Below are 13,144 nucleotides of genomic sequence, written 5' to 3'. Positions count from 1 at the left end.
TTATAAACATAATCAGATATTTCCGTATCTGCTTAGTAAAGGACCCAAAGGATTACTATGGTAAGAAGCCGGCTTAAGATAGTGTGGAGCTTATTGAAGGAGACAATGTTAGAGTTTATGGACAACAACTCCTGGCAGAAAGGCGCCGCCCTGGCTTACTACACCATCTTCGCCCTGCCACCCATGCTTATCATCATCATCAGCGCCGCAGGGTACTTCTTTGGGAGGCAGGCTGTGTCGGGTGAGATATACTACCAGATTAAGGAAGTAATAGGAACCGAGGGGGCTTATTCTGTTCAGAAAATGGTAGAGAACGTGAATGAGTTCTCTGACGTGAGCCTGGCGGCCTTTGTGGGTGTTATTGCGCTTTTTATTGCAGCCACAGGTGTTTTTATCTCCTTACAGGACTCACTAAATGAAATATGGTATGTGAAGCCGAAGCCCAAGCACGGCTACCTGAAGCTTGTTTTAGACAGGTTCCTGTCCTTTGGGATGATCCTGGCCATAGCTATTATTCTCCTGCTCTCGCTGCTGGCGAATGCCGTTTTAGTGGCTATTGGCGACTTTCTGACCACGCGCTTCTCCAGTTGGGTGGTATATGTGCTGCATATTGGAAACTTTCTATCTGTGCTGGTGCTGATGTCATTCCTGTTCGCCTGCATTTATAAGTTTCTGCCTGATGCAAAGATAAAGTGGCGTGATGTGTGGGTTGGTGCGCTGGTTACTTCTTTATTGTTCGTTGCTTTCCGTGGCCTTATCGGATTTTACCTGGGCAGGAACGATGTAGGCTCAGTATATGGAGCGGCAGGTTCTGTGGTCGTTATCCTGACATGGGTATTTTTCACCTCCCAAATTATCTTTTTCGGGGCTGTGTTCACGTTTGTGTATTCCCGCAAGTACGGCTACAACATCTATCCTGCAGAGTACGCGGTGCGTGTTATCCGGAGGCAGGTAGAGGTTGGGAACTCAGCCGTTAACGCCGATCCGGGGCCGCACGAAGAAGAGGTTTATGGTGAGTCAGAAGAGAAAGCCGCTGAAGAGAGAGATGAAGGAGCTGCCGCTCAGGGAGCCAACATCTAATGGAGTTAGGAGCTGTAAGTTTAAAGTTATAAAGTGGATAACGTAAAGGACAAAAGACAAAGGAGCTTTTCGTTTACCCTCTTCTTTTGTCCTTTACTAGTTCTTTATTCTTTTGCCTTATTTAGCTGCGATACAGGAGATCTCAACATTTACGTCTTTTGGCAGCCGGCTTACTTCCACTGTCTCGCGGGCAGGCGGGTTGCTGGTGAAGTAGCTGCCGTAAGTTTCGTTGATGCGGCCAAAGTTGTTCAGGTCTTTTACGAAGATGGTGCACTTTAACACGTTCTCAAAGCTCATATCCGCCTGCTGTAAAATGGCGCTGAGGTTTTTCATGACCTGGTGTGTCTCGTTTTCAATGCTGTTGTTAACTAACTCTCCGCTTGCCTGGTCTAGCGCAATCTGGCCTGATACGTAAAGGGTGCCGTTTGCAAGAGTTGCCTGGCTATAAGGGCCTATGGGAGCAGGAGCCTGGGGAGAGGTGATGATACTGTGTGCCATAATTGGATTCGTTTTAAATTGTATCTTTACTATCAAAAGTACTGAATTTTTATGCACATAGTTGTTTTATCAGACGCTGAAATGGCCGGAGAGTTCAAGCAGAAGTTCCCGGAGGTGAATGAAGAGGTGAGCTTTTCTTTTTTGCACCACCATAACCTGCATGGAGAGCAACTGCGGCCAACCGACATCATCTTCGACTTTCTGCTGCACAACCAACCAGGGCGCCTGAGCTATTATGCACCGGAACAGGTAGTGTTCTGCAATGCCGCAACGGTGCAACTGGCGGCGCTGGTAAAAGAGGCTGATTTAGAAGAACCCTGCACCTTGATTGGTTTTAACGGCCTTCCAACGTTGCTGAACCGGCCGGTGCTGGAGGTTAGCCTGCTGAATCCAGAGCATGGAGATAAGTTAAGAGAAGTATGTGCTGCCTTAAACACAGCGTACCTGCTGGTGGACGACAGAGTAGGTATGGTGACCCCGCGCATGATTTGCATGATCATCAACGAGGCTTGCTTCACCTTACAGGAAGAAACTGCCAGCATATCAGACATAGACCAGGGCATGAAACTGGGCACAAACTATCCGAAAGGTCCTTTTGAATGGGCTAATGAAATGGGGGTAGCCAATGTGTACGAAGTGCTGAAAGCCGTATATGAAGACACCAAAGATGAACGCTACAAAATCTGTCCTTTGCTTAAGACAAAGTACCTGAAGGGAGAGCAGTTTTAAACAACTATAAGTAAAATAAAAAAGGGAGCCAGCAATGGCTCCCTTTTTATATGATTAAACTTGTGTTTACTCTACCGTTACAGACTTTGCCAGGTTACGTGGTTGGTCTACGTTACAGCCGCGCATTACTGCAATGTGGTACGACAGTAGCTGCAGTGGAATAACAGACAGCAGCGGCATCAGGTGCTCGCTTGTCTCTGGTATCTCAATCACGTAATCCGCCATGGACGGTATAGTAGTGTCTCCCTCTGTTACAACGGCTATTACCTTCCCTTTGCGGGCACGCACCTCCTGCACATTAGAAACCACTTTTTCATACGAGCTGTCTTTCGTGGCAATAACTACCACTGGCATTTGCTCATCTATCAGGGCAATTGGACCGTGCTTCATCTCTGCCGCCGGGTAACCCTCTGCATGTATGTAAGAAATCTCCTTCAGCTTCAGCGCACCTTCCAAGGCAACCGGATAGTTGTAGCCACGGCCAAGGTAGATGAAGTTAGTGGCATCTTTATACTTGGCGGCTATTGTCTTTATCTGGTCATCCAGTTGCAGGCATTGCTCTACTTTGGCAGGTATAGTTTCCAACTCAACCATGAGCTGGCGAAGCTTTGTTTCTTCCAGTGTTCCGCGCTTTTTGCCTATGATCATCGCAATCAGCGTCAGCACCGTTACCTGGGCAGTAAAGGCCTTTGTACTGGCAACACCAATTTCCGGACCTGCGTGCGTATAAGCACCGGCATCTGTGGCGCGGGCAATAGAGGAACCTACTACGTTACAAATTCCGAAGATGGTAGCTCCTTTAGACTTTGCCAGCTCAATGGCAGCCAGTGTATCGGCGGTCTCACCAGACTGCGAAATGGCAATAACGATGTCTTTCTCTGTGATAATCGGGTTCCTGTAACGGAACTCTGAAGCATACTCTACTTCTACAGGGATGCGGGCAAAATCTTCTATAAGGTATTCTGCAACGAGGCCAGCGTGCCATGAGGTGCCGCAGGCTACAATGATGATGCGTTTTGCCTTGGCAAATTTATTCTCGTACTCCCGTATACCACTCATCATGAGGTGGTCGCTGTCGGCAATCATACGGCCACGCATACTGTCAAGGATAGAGCGTGGCTGCTCAAATATCTCTTTCAGCATGAAGTGCTCGTAGCCACCTTTCTCGATAGACTCCAGAGCCATCTCCAGCGTCTGTACATAAGGGGTTTGCTCTACGTCCTCTTTTGTCCGGATCTCCAGCTTGCCCTCATTGATAATGGCCAGCTCGTAATCGTTCAGGTATACCACTTCGTTTGTGTATTCAATAATAGGCGTGGCATCTGAAGCAAGGAAGTACTCGCCCTTGCCAACACCCACCACCAGCGGACTACCTTTACGGGCTGCTATCAGCTGATTGGGGCTGTCCTGGGCTAATACCACAATGGCGTAAGCGCCTACTACTTCATGCATAGCCAGTCGCACTGCCTCTGGCAAGGTGCAGTTATTGTTTTTGCGGATATCCTCAATCAGGTTAATGAATACTTCTGAGTCCGTGTCAGACTGGAACGTATGGCCTTTCTCTGTCAGGAGCTTCTTCAGCGAAGCATAGTTCTCTATAATACCGTTATGGATTATAGCAATGTTTCCGGAGGTAGAGGGGTGTGGGTGTGCGTTTACGTCGTTTGGTTCTCCGTGGGTGGCCCAGCGGGTATGGCCCATACCAATGTTTCCGTGTGTGTTTACATCTGAGAGAAAGGCCTCTAAATCGGCTACCTTCCCTTTTTTCTTGTATATGTTCAGAGAGCCATTCATCAACGCAACACCTGCGCTGTCATAGCCCCTGTACTCTAGCCGCTTCAGACCCTTTAAAATGATGGGGCAAGCTTCCCTATGCCCAACGTATGCTACAATTCCACACATAATCTGTTTTCGTTATAAAATAAAATAGGTACCGCAAAGGTACCTATTTATCTAAATATATAAACGTATTTAGCTTAACTCTGCTTAAAGTTTAACGCAGCGGTTAGCGATATTATTGACCAAGCTGGTTATAAAGTTCATAATAAGAGTCTAGAAGCGTCTCATCAGGACTAACCGTGCTGATGCTCTTTGTCTTCTTAAACTCGTTGAAAATTGCATTAATGCTGTCTCCAAAATCTTCGTTGGTTTTGATAACAGCATCAGCGTACTTCATGCCACATTTAACAAAACCATCACAGTCAGCAGATAGAAGTTCTGTGAGCATGCTGTCGTCAATGTCCATCATCTTCACCTTTTCCAGCAGGCCTTCGTCAAATTTCTGAGTATAGTTGTGGTTGTACACCGTAAACATCGACTTGGCATCTTTGAAGATAGGATCCTTTTTGTAGGTCGTCTTCAGGTACATTGGTATTAAACCAGTCATCCAATCGTTGCAATGTACAATGTCTGGCGCCCAACCCAGTTTCTTTACAGTTTCTAACACACCTTTGCAGAAGAAGATAGCGCGCTCATCGTTGTCAGCATGAAACTTGTTGTTTTTATCAACAAAAACAGACTTTCTGTGGAAATAATCTTCGTTGTCGATAAAATAAACCTGTAGCTTTGCATTTGGGATCGAGGCTACCTTTATTACCAGTGGTTTCTCGTCATCGCCGACAGCGATATTGATACCGGAAAGGCGGACCACCTCATGCAGGCGATTCTTACGCTCATTGATCAGGCCGAAACGTGGCACAAAAATGCGGATCTCCATTCCCCGTTCTTGCATTGCCTGCGGTAGCGTCTGAAGAAATTCAGCTACTTTGCTGGTCTGAAGGAAGGGATTCATCTCGGTGGCGGCGTATAAGATTCGCAGTTTTGACATGGATATGTGGTTAAAATTTAAAAAGCAACAGTAATGGGACGTGCAAAATTAGCAATTTTTATTCTAATTTTCAATTCTAAACGTTACAACTTACTTTTGCCGGCTTTGACCAATCCCAAAAATGTATAGGACCGACATGGAAGTTATAAAGCAGGTTAGTACCATCCGGGAGCGGGTGCAGGCATTACGCTGTAGCGGCAAAAGCATTGGCTTTGTACCTACCATGGGTGCCCTGCACGAAGGGCACTTGCAGCTGCTTCATGCCTCCGCTAAAGAGAACGATGTAACGATTTGCAGTATCTTCGTAAACCCCACGCAGTTCAATAATCCGGATGACTATAAATTATACCCCCGCACTTTGGACGAAGACACCGCGCTCCTGAAAACAGTTAGCTGCGATATACTTTTTGCTCCAAGCCCGGAGGAGGTATATCCACCACAACAGCCGCTTCTTCAGTTTAGTTTCGGAGCACTGGAAGATGTGATGGAAGGAGAACACCGGCCGGGCCATTTTAACGGGGTCGCCACCATTGTCAGCAAGCTTTTTCACCTGGTGCAGCCACACCGCGCCTACTTTGGGCAGAAAGACCTGCAGCAGGTAGCCATTGTGCGGCAACTGGTGCATACGCTTAGCTTTGACCTGGATCTGGTGTGCTTCCCGACTGTGCGGGAGCAGGACGGCCTGGCCATGTCGTCGAGGAATACGCGCCTGAACCTGGAGCAGCGGCAGGCTGCCCCCAGTTTATACAAGGCCCTTAAAATAGCAGAGGCGCAGCTGCGCCAAAAGTCTGTGCCGGAGATAAAGAAAGAAGTGGCTGCTTTTCTCGGAAACGTGGATGGGGTAGCGCTGGAGTATTTCGAAATCGCTGACCCAGGCACACTGCAGCCGGTAGAAGATATAACAAAGGTGGAAGAGGTGGCACTTTGCATTGCGGCTGTAGTAGGTCCTGTGCGCCTTATCGATAACATCCTCGTGAATTTAAACGAAGGATAGCTTGTTTTGCTTCTGAGAACCAATGTTAGCGCTTCGGACTATGGTAGTTAATATGATGCCAATTCTCTAACTTTGCGCCTCATTACAGAAATACGCCATGTATATTGAGGTATTAAAATCCAAGATTCACCGTTGCAAGGTAACACAGGCCGAACTGCATTATGTAGGTAGCATCACCATTGATGAAGATTTGATGGATGCGGCCAATGTGGTGGAGAATGAAAAAGTACAGATTGTAAACATCAACAACGGGGAACGGTTCGAGACTTATGTTATCAAGGGAGAGCGTGGTACCGGTACTGTATGCCTCAACGGACCTGCAGCACGCAAAGTGCAGGTAGGTGACATTGTGATAATTATCTCTTACTGCAGCATCAAGTTCGAAGATGCGAAGAGCCATACCCCAACCCTCGTATTCCCCGACCAGCACAACCGTCTGGTATAACATCTTTTTATGAAGAAGCTGCTCTCTGTTCTGAAGCCAGTCTTACTGCTGAGTGTATCCGCGTTTCTGATGTGGTATGCGCTAAAGGAATTGGACTTTGAGAAGATGTGGGCGGAGTTCCTCAACGCAGACTATGAATGGGTGCTGCTGTCGCTGGCGATGGGTGTGCTGGCTTATGTAAGCCGCGCTATCCGCTGGCAGATGCAGATCAGGCCTACCGGCTACCATCCCTCGCTGCGCAATACCTATAGTGCCATGATGATTGGCTACGTGGCCAACCTGGTGCTGCCCCGCATGGGGGAGGTTGTGCGCTGCAGCGTGCTTCGGCGCACAGACGGAGTGCCTGTAAACACGGGTTTCGGTACTGTTATCGCGGAGCGTATCATTGATATGGTGATGCTGCTGGTGGCCATCGGCTTAACCTTCCTGATTGAGTTTGGCCGCATCCAGTCGTTTTTCCTCAGCCTTGTATCCGACAGGTACACCAACGTGGAGCAAAGCATGAGCTCTCTGTACTGGCTTTTCTGGGTGCTGCTGGGCCTCGCGGTGATGCTGCTGGTCATTGGGCTACGCTACCTGAATCGCCTGCGTAAAAACACCTACTTCCGCAAAGCGGTTGATTTTGTGAAAGGCATGCTCAAAGGTGTCTTCAGTATTACCAAACTGGATAACCAAGCAGTTTTCTGGGGTCACACTGTTTTTGTGTGGGTGCTGTACTATGGTATGAGTTTAGTAGTTTTTTACGCTTTGCCCGCCACATCAGATTTATCATGGGGGGCAGGCCTGTCGGTGCTGGTGGTAGGAAGCCTAGGTATGGCGGCGCCGGTGCAGGGAGGCATCGGGGTGTACCACCTGTTGGTGCAGGCCACGCTGCTGCTGTATGGAGTACCTAAAGAGGCCGGTATGGCTTATGCCCTGCTGGCGCACACCTCGCAAACACTTTTGGTGGTTTTAATGGGAGTGCTTAGTTTTATGGGGAGCATGCTGCGTAAGCGCGGTGTTATACATGTGCTCTCTTCCGAAACGAAAGCAGAACCCCATGAACTCAAAAGATAAAATCTTCTCTCTTCCGCAACTGCAGGAGCAGGTGAACGCCTGGCGCAACCAGGGCCAGAAAATTGTGTTCACGAATGGTTGCTTCGACCTCCTCCACCTCGGCCACGTCGATTACCTCGAAAAAGCCAGACAACTTGGCGATAAGCTGGTGCTGGGCCTGAACACAGATGCCTCTGTCAGCCGTATTAAAGGCCTAAGCAGACCCTTGCAGGACGAAATGTCACGCGCCAGAATTATGGCATCCCTTTTGTTTATAGATGCAGTAGTGCTGTTCGACGAAAACACGCCTCTGGAGCTAATAGAGGCGGTTCAGCCGGACATTCTGGTAAAAGGAGATGATTATACCGTAGAAAGCATTGTGGGCCATGAGGTAGTGCTGGCCCGGGGTGGCGAAGTAAAAACAGTGCCCCTTGTAAAGGGCTACTCTACCACTAATATCGTAAAGAAAATAGAGAAGCAGTTGAACAATTAATTAAGAATAAATAAAATCATGATAGGAATATATTTTATTGGTATCGTTTTCATGCTCATCAGCATGTGGGTGAGCTATAGATTAAAGAGTAAATTTAAAGAGTACTCTCAGACGCCACTTAGCTCCGGCCTGAGCGGCCGGGAGATAGCCGAGATGATGCTGGCTGATAATGGTATCACAGATGTGCGCGTGATGTCTGTAGCGGGCCGCCTGACAGACCATTATAACCCAGCCGACAAAACGGTAAATCTGAGCGAGTACGTGTTCGAAGCACGCAGTGCGGCTGCTGCTGCGGTAGCGGCCCACGAGTGTGGTCACGCTGTGCAGCATGCCAAAGCATACAGCTTCCTGAAGTTCCGTTCGGCCATGGTACCAGCGCTTAGCATCGCCTCCCGTTACATGCAGTGGATTATCCTGATAGGTATCCTGTTGTTGCAGACAACGCCTTTGCCGTTGGCCATTGGTGTGACGCTGTTTGGTTTAACAACCATCTTCAGTTTTATTACACTGCCGGTTGAGTTTGACGCCAGTAAGCGTGCCCTTGCCTGGATTGACAGAAGAGGTGTGGTGACTGCGCAGGAGCATGGCATGGCAAAAGACGCGCTGAAGTGGGCTGCCCTTACCTATGTGGTTGCCGCGCTGGGCTCTTTGGCTACCCTGCTGTACTACGTGTCGCTGCTGATGGGCCGTCGCGACTAAATAATTTTCAATCTGCCTGATTGTGAAGCGCTACCTGTACTTTTTGTACAGGTAGCGCTTTTTTTTCTGGAAAAGCAGAACCAGAACAACCGGAATAAGTAACAGACACGAGGTATTGCATAATAATAAGTAGAATTTAGAGTTTAATAAATGCCACCGAATTCTTAGTTTTGTACCAGATAAGTTTTATAAGAATATTTCTATAGATAGATCAAGAATGGATTTTCAATTTACGGAAGAACAATTGGCAGTACAGGCTGCCGCCAGAGAGTTTGCCCAGACAGAACTGCTGCCCGGCGTAATTGAGCGTGATGAGCACCAGAAGTTTCCAGCCGAGCAGGTAAAGAAGATGGGCGAATTAGGTTTCTTAGGAATGATGGTGGACCCGAAATACGGCGGTGGCGGTATGGATGCCGTATCCTATATACTGGCCATGGAAGAAATATCAAAAATAGATGCCTCCGCTTCTGTTGTGATGTCAGTGAACAACTCGCTTGTTTGCTGGGGCCTCGAAACGTTTGGTACAGAAGAGCAAAAGCAGAAGTACCTGACCAAACTGGCCACCGGTGAGGTTATCGGAGCGTTCTGTTTGTCGGAGCCGGAGGCCGGCTCCGATGCTACCTCACAGCGTACTACTGCCGAAGATAAAGGAGATTATTACCTGCTGAACGGCACCAAGAATTGGATCACAAACGGCAGTACCGCTTCTGTGTACATTGTAATGGCGCAGACAGACACGGAGAAGAAGCACCGTGGAATTAATGCTCTGATTTTGGAGCGCGACATGGAAGGTTTTGTAGTCGGCAAGAAAGAGAACAAACTGGGCATACGAGGTTCCGACACACATTCGTTGATGTTTACAGATGTGAAGGTGCCGAAGGAAAACCGCATCGGCGAAGACGGCTTCGGGTTCAAGTTTGCGATGGCGACACTGGCTGGTGGCCGTATTGGTATAGCCGCGCAGGCGCTTGGTATTGCTTCTGGTGCCTATGAGCTGGCGGTTAAGTATGCGCAGGAGCGCAAGGCATTTGGAGTGGAGATTGCAAAGCACCAGGCAATTCAGTTTAAGCTGGCGGAAATGGCGACCAATATTGAAGCTGCCCGTTTGCTGTGCCTGCAGGCAGCCTACGACAAGGACACACACCAGGATTACACAAAATCTGCCGCTATGGCGAAGCTGTTTGCATCCAAGGTGGCCATGGAAACTACGGTGGAGGCAGTGCAGGTGCATGGCGGTTATGGCTTTGTAAAAGAGTACCATGTGGAGCGCTTAATGCGTGATGCTAAAATTACACAAATCTATGAGGGAACTTCAGAGATACAAAAAATAGTAATTTCAAGAGAACTGCTTAAATAAAAAATGTGTTAAATAGCTGTACGTCTGTTGTTTATGCTTAAAATATGCTTTTTCTAATTAAAATTTAATTTTTAAAATTTTTTGAATTTTATCTAGATTAATCTTAGCTTTAGGCCAAAATAAAGGATAAACAGTATAAAAGTTAGTTGGTAAACATACATGGAAGATTATAATAAAATTATTGAATCGCTTGGGGTGCGGTTCATTAAAGCTAAGAATCTGGTGTTGCAGCAGCCTTTTACGGTGCGTAACTACTACGATGTTGGTAACAATTTGATTCTGCTCCATAAGGGCAGCATCTTTTTTGGCAATGAGGAACAAATGGTAGAAGAAGGGGAACTTCTATTTATTCCAGGCGGCCGAAGTACAAAAGTTACCTATGGTCCATCAGGTGAAGGCAAGTCCATCACAAATGATGACCTGATCACAAACAGGGAAAAGTTCTTTAAGAGCAACAACGATCTGGATTTGATCGGTGATGCAGAAGAGAGTCATAGCTATGTGAGCTTCGAAGCAAAAGTATTCGACTCCGTTAACTTCTTTGCCTCTCTGGATCTTCCTGCGTTCCTTATATCTAACAACAGCAAGTTAGCTAACCTTGTTATCAAGGTAGTGGAAGAGAACATGCAGGAACTGCCAGGTAAAGAGCGCCTGATCAACCTGTACACAGAGCAGATTGTAGTGGAGATTGTGCGCCACATCCTGCGCAACAGAATGTTCGTGGAGCAACTGGCAACAAACAGCACCTACTTTAAGGATCCACGCCTCATCGACCTGTTCAACTATATCAAGGAGAACATTGGCGGCGACCTGTCAAACAAGGTTCTTTCCAATGTAGCGAATGTGTCTGAAGACTATGTAGGGCAGTACTTCAAAATGCTAACTGGCATCAATCCACAGGACTACATCGAATACCAGCGTATGGAGCGTGCCGTATTCTTACTGCGCACCACCAAGAAAAGCATCCGAGAGATTGGTAAGGAAGTAGGATACAAAGATACCGCTTACTTCTGCCGTCGCTTTAAGATGATGTTTGGTATACCTGCCGGTAAGATGCGCCGCCGTGAATCAGCGGTGAACATCTAAGGCAACATTATAAGAAGAGACAAGACTAGAAACCTCGGCCAAAAAGCCGGGGTTTTTTTCTATGTGGTTGCCTACCACAATTACATCGGCGCCAGCCTCCAGCGCTGCTTTCGCCTTGTGTGTTGTGTTGATGCCGCCACCTACTATCAAAGGAATGTCCACGGCCTCACGCACCGCTGCAATCATTTCTGAGGCAACTGGCTTGAGGGCGCCACTGCCGCCATCCAAGTAAATATAGCGCAGGCCCAATAGTTCGCCAGCCATGGCAGTGCAGGCGGCTATAGCTGGCTTATCGTATGGGATAGGGGTTGTACTGCTCATGTAAGAAGCGGTGGTCTGGCGGCCGGAGTCTACTAAAATATAACCGGTAGGGTACACCTGCAGCCTGCTTGCCTTTAGCGCCGGAGCAGAAACCACATGCTGGCCAATAAGAAATTCAGGGTTACGGCCGGAGATGAGAGAGAGCAGCAAAATGCCATCTGCCTGCTTGTCTATATGCTGGCCGCTGCTTGGGAAAAGTATGATGGGTGTGGCCGAATTCTCTTTCAGTAACCGGATGATGTGAGACTGGTTATCAGTGGTAATCAAGCTGCCACCAACAAAAAAGAAATCTATGGGGTGAGACGCGATTACGTCAAGAAGGTTCAGGCAGGAAGCCTCCGTCAGGTTGTCGGGGTCGAGCAGAACTGCGAAATGCTTCCTGCCTGTTTTTGATTGTTGTTTTTGTTGATGGTTGTTAAATGGCATCCTCTTTTGGAACGATATACTCCGTTGTCTCTATCTCAGTAACCTCTACTACAGGCGTAGCTGCAATATCGTTATTTTCAGAGACACTGTGTAAGTATTCTTCCAGCTTTTTGCCCGCATAAATCAGCAGAAAAGCAACTGCCTGCTGTGTAAGCATTTTGCCCACCCCAGACTTTGTCAGCCCTTTAGATTTTTGTTTAGTCTTCTTTTTTCCCTCTTCGTGCGTGGTATGCTCGTTCGTGGAGTAGATGTGTTCGGCATGCGGCGTACGCTCAGAGGAGATAGTGTACTCATCCTCCTGCTCATGCATAAGAGAGTCATAGTCAATAATAGGCGTGGAGGACGGTATGTCAATCACATGCCTTTGGTCTGGCGCGACAGCCTTGGCAGCCCTCTTCTTCTCTGCCTTTTTCTTCTTCTTTTCAGCCTTTATGGACTTTACTTTGCTTGCACCGCCACTAATCATGCGTTTGAGCAGGTAACCAGCCAATAAAACCCCGCCAGCCATGGCTGCTTTCTTGCCATACTCCTGTCCCTGGGATTTTATATGATCAACATCACCCATCAGGGCGTTTTTATACTCTTCTTTCTGTCGTTCTAAAAACTCCCGCTCATTGTTAAATAAAGGATTGGATAACTCGCTCATACGTGTGGTTCTCTTTTGTCCGATTTATATATTGTGTTGTCAAAGGATTTGTCCGCTATGCTTTGGAATGCCTTTTTATCTAGGCCTACTAGTAGTATAACCAGAATGATGATGTAAAGGAGGGCTACAATGCCAAAACCCCAGAAAGAGCTGTCCAGCAGTTCGTTCAGGAGCAGGCCCAGAAAAAGGTTAAGGAAGATGAAGCACATGAACGCAATAATACCAAGCAAAGCAAAATGAAGTGTGCTGACGAAAGCAGCTTTTAACTTTTCCTGGATCTCCAGCTTGATGATGTCAATCCTGGTATCAATGTACCCCATCAGGTTCTCTATGAGGTTGGGATTTCGGTCCCGTGTTTCGTTGTCTTGTATTGCCATAGTTTGTTCTAGCTTTTTTTACGCTTAACCTGTATACGAGGGTGTAAGCAAAAATTTACGTAAAGTATAATTAAGTTAAAGTACGTAATGCGTATATAATGTTTATAAGAAGTTAAAAGTGTAGTACGGAT

Annotated in this window: 15 protein-coding genes; 9 read left to right on the top strand and 6 right to left on the bottom strand. The window is 47.4% G+C overall.

Annotation, left to right across the window (positions count from 1 at the left end; all coding sequences use genetic code 11):
* Nucleotides 1-57 precede the first annotated feature (57 nt).
* A complete protein-coding gene (locus tag ACFS7Z_RS05420; RefSeq protein WP_377482051.1) occupies nt 58-1,080 on the top strand; it encodes a YihY/virulence factor BrkB family protein in 1,023 nt (340 codons plus the stop codon).
* A 117-nt stretch (nt 1,081-1,197) separates the two neighbouring features.
* Here ACFS7Z_RS05420 and ACFS7Z_RS05415 read toward each other — a convergent pair whose 3' ends face one another.
* Entirely contained in the window at nt 1,198-1,578 is a 381-nt protein-coding gene (locus tag ACFS7Z_RS05415) for a RidA family protein (protein ID WP_377482048.1), read from the bottom strand.
* A gap of 51 nt (nt 1,579-1,629) precedes the next feature.
* On the opposite strand from ACFS7Z_RS05415, the gene ACFS7Z_RS05410 reads away from it, so the two are divergent.
* Nucleotides 1,630-2,307, top strand: a complete 678-nt coding sequence (locus tag ACFS7Z_RS05410; RefSeq protein ID WP_377482046.1) for a 3-hydroxyacyl-CoA dehydrogenase family protein — start codon at nt 1,630-1,632, stop codon at nt 2,305-2,307.
* 66 nt (nt 2,308-2,373) lie between these two features.
* Here ACFS7Z_RS05410 and glmS read toward each other — a convergent pair whose 3' ends face one another.
* Together glmS and ACFS7Z_RS05400 are read right to left on the bottom strand one after the other, a co-directional pair.
* Nucleotides 2,374-4,209: a glutamine--fructose-6-phosphate transaminase (isomerizing) gene (gene glmS, locus ACFS7Z_RS05405; RefSeq protein WP_377482043.1), complete on the bottom strand. Its 1,836-nt coding sequence runs from the start codon at nt 4,207-4,209 to the stop codon at nt 2,374-2,376.
* 112 nt (nt 4,210-4,321) lie between these two features.
* Nucleotides 4,322-5,134 carry a glycogen/starch synthase gene (locus ACFS7Z_RS05400; protein ID WP_377482040.1) on the bottom strand — a complete coding sequence of 271 codons (813 nt, stop codon included), beginning with the start codon at nt 5,132-5,134 and terminating at the stop codon, nt 4,322-4,324.
* A 136-nt stretch (nt 5,135-5,270) separates the two neighbouring features.
* Here ACFS7Z_RS05400 and panC point away from each other — a divergent pair, with 136 nt between their 5' ends.
* The 7 genes from panC (at nt 5,271) to ACFS7Z_RS05365 (ending at nt 11,243) form a co-directional block, all read left to right on the top strand.
* Nucleotides 5,271-6,128 carry a pantoate--beta-alanine ligase gene (panC, locus tag ACFS7Z_RS05395; protein ID WP_377482037.1) on the top strand — a complete coding sequence of 286 codons (858 nt, stop codon included), beginning with the start codon at nt 5,271-5,273 and terminating at the stop codon, nt 6,126-6,128.
* A 97-nt stretch (nt 6,129-6,225) separates the two neighbouring features.
* Nucleotides 6,226-6,573: an aspartate 1-decarboxylase gene (gene panD, locus ACFS7Z_RS05390; protein ID WP_377482034.1), complete on the top strand. Its 348-nt coding sequence runs from the start codon at nt 6,226-6,228 to the stop codon at nt 6,571-6,573.
* A 9-nt stretch (nt 6,574-6,582) separates the two neighbouring features.
* The gene (locus ACFS7Z_RS05385; RefSeq protein ID WP_377482031.1) at nt 6,583-7,629 is read left to right on the top strand and encodes a lysylphosphatidylglycerol synthase transmembrane domain-containing protein; all 1,047 of its coding nucleotides are present in this window, start codon (nt 6,583-6,585) and stop codon (nt 7,627-7,629) included.
* A complete protein-coding gene (gene rfaE2, locus ACFS7Z_RS05380; RefSeq protein ID WP_377482028.1) occupies nt 7,613-8,101 on the top strand; it encodes a D-glycero-beta-D-manno-heptose 1-phosphate adenylyltransferase in 489 nt (162 codons plus the stop codon). The genes ACFS7Z_RS05385 and rfaE2 overlap by 17 nt, the downstream gene beginning before the upstream one ends.
* An 18-nt stretch (nt 8,102-8,119) precedes the next feature.
* A complete protein-coding gene (locus ACFS7Z_RS05375; RefSeq protein WP_377482025.1) occupies nt 8,120-8,800 on the top strand; it encodes a zinc metallopeptidase in 681 nt (226 codons plus the stop codon).
* Between the two features lie 217 nt (nt 8,801-9,017).
* A complete protein-coding gene (locus tag ACFS7Z_RS05370) occupies nt 9,018-10,157 on the top strand; it encodes an acyl-CoA dehydrogenase (RefSeq protein ID WP_377482022.1) in 1,140 nt (379 codons plus the stop codon).
* A gap of 159 nt (nt 10,158-10,316) precedes the next feature.
* Complete coding sequence (locus tag ACFS7Z_RS05365) at nt 10,317-11,243, top strand: AraC family transcriptional regulator (RefSeq protein ID WP_377482019.1); 927 nt, start codon at nt 10,317-10,319, stop codon at nt 11,241-11,243.
* Here the strand turns inward: ACFS7Z_RS05365 and ACFS7Z_RS05360 are convergent.
* Genes ACFS7Z_RS05360 through ACFS7Z_RS05350 form a run of 3 tightly spaced genes read right to left on the bottom strand, consistent with a single transcriptional unit; the run spans nt 11,226 to nt 13,013 of the window.
* Nucleotides 11,226-11,990 (bottom strand): geranylgeranylglyceryl/heptaprenylglyceryl phosphate synthase, encoded by a 765-nt coding sequence (locus ACFS7Z_RS05360; RefSeq protein ID WP_377482017.1) that lies wholly within the window; start codon nt 11,988-11,990, stop codon nt 11,226-11,228. The genes ACFS7Z_RS05365 and ACFS7Z_RS05360 overlap by 18 nt on opposite strands.
* Nucleotides 11,980-12,636 (bottom strand): hypothetical protein, encoded by a 657-nt coding sequence (locus ACFS7Z_RS05355; RefSeq protein WP_377482014.1) that lies wholly within the window; start codon nt 12,634-12,636, stop codon nt 11,980-11,982. The genes ACFS7Z_RS05360 and ACFS7Z_RS05355 overlap by 11 nt, the downstream gene beginning before the upstream one ends.
* Nucleotides 12,633-13,013 (bottom strand): phage holin family protein, encoded by a 381-nt coding sequence (locus ACFS7Z_RS05350; protein WP_377482011.1) that lies wholly within the window; start codon nt 13,011-13,013, stop codon nt 12,633-12,635. The genes ACFS7Z_RS05355 and ACFS7Z_RS05350 overlap by 4 nt, the downstream gene beginning before the upstream one ends.
* Nucleotides 13,014-13,144: the final 131 nt, after the last annotated feature.

This window comes from Pontibacter toksunensis (assembly GCF_042686245.1).
In the GTDB taxonomy this organism is placed as follows: Bacteria; Bacteroidota; Bacteroidia; order Cytophagales; family Hymenobacteraceae; genus Pontibacter; species Pontibacter toksunensis.
This window is presented reverse-complemented; position numbering and strand designations above follow the sequence as displayed.

Bases quoted from the DNA above. Each gene is read 5' to 3' on its own strand.
- ACFS7Z_RS05375 (WP_377482025.1), top strand. From the start codon at position 8,120: ATGATAGGAATATATTTTATTGGTATCGTTTTCATGCTCATCAGCATG.
- panD (WP_377482034.1), top strand. From the start codon at position 6,226: ATGTATATTGAGGTATTAAAATCCAAGATTCACCGTTGCAAGGTAACA.
- ACFS7Z_RS05365 (WP_377482019.1), top strand. From the start codon at position 10,317: ATGGAAGATTATAATAAAATTATTGAATCGCTTGGGGTGCGGTTCATT.
- ACFS7Z_RS05400 (WP_377482040.1), bottom strand. From the start codon at position 5,134: ATGTCAAAACTGCGAATCTTATACGCCGCCACCGAGATGAATCCCTTC.
- ACFS7Z_RS05370 (WP_377482022.1), top strand. From the start codon at position 9,018: ATGGATTTTCAATTTACGGAAGAACAATTGGCAGTACAGGCTGCCGCC.
- ACFS7Z_RS05420 (WP_377482051.1), top strand. From the start codon at position 58: ATGGTAAGAAGCCGGCTTAAGATAGTGTGGAGCTTATTGAAGGAGACA.
- panC (WP_377482037.1), top strand. From the start codon at position 5,271: ATGGAAGTTATAAAGCAGGTTAGTACCATCCGGGAGCGGGTGCAGGCA.
- ACFS7Z_RS05355 (WP_377482014.1), bottom strand. From the start codon at position 12,636: ATGAGCGAGTTATCCAATCCTTTATTTAACAATGAGCGGGAGTTTTTA.
- ACFS7Z_RS05415 (WP_377482048.1), bottom strand. From the start codon at position 1,578: ATGGCACACAGTATCATCACCTCTCCCCAGGCTCCTGCTCCCATAGGC.
- rfaE2 (WP_377482028.1), top strand. From the start codon at position 7,613: ATGAACTCAAAAGATAAAATCTTCTCTCTTCCGCAACTGCAGGAGCAG.
- ACFS7Z_RS05385 (WP_377482031.1), top strand. From the start codon at position 6,583: ATGAAGAAGCTGCTCTCTGTTCTGAAGCCAGTCTTACTGCTGAGTGTA.
- glmS (WP_377482043.1), bottom strand. From the start codon at position 4,209: ATGTGTGGAATTGTAGCATACGTTGGGCATAGGGAAGCTTGCCCCATC.
- ACFS7Z_RS05360 (WP_377482017.1), bottom strand. From the start codon at position 11,990: ATGCCATTTAACAACCATCAACAAAAACAACAATCAAAAACAGGCAGG.
- ACFS7Z_RS05410 (WP_377482046.1), top strand. From the start codon at position 1,630: ATGCACATAGTTGTTTTATCAGACGCTGAAATGGCCGGAGAGTTCAAG.
- ACFS7Z_RS05350 (WP_377482011.1), bottom strand. From the start codon at position 13,013: ATGGCAATACAAGACAACGAAACACGGGACCGAAATCCCAACCTCATA.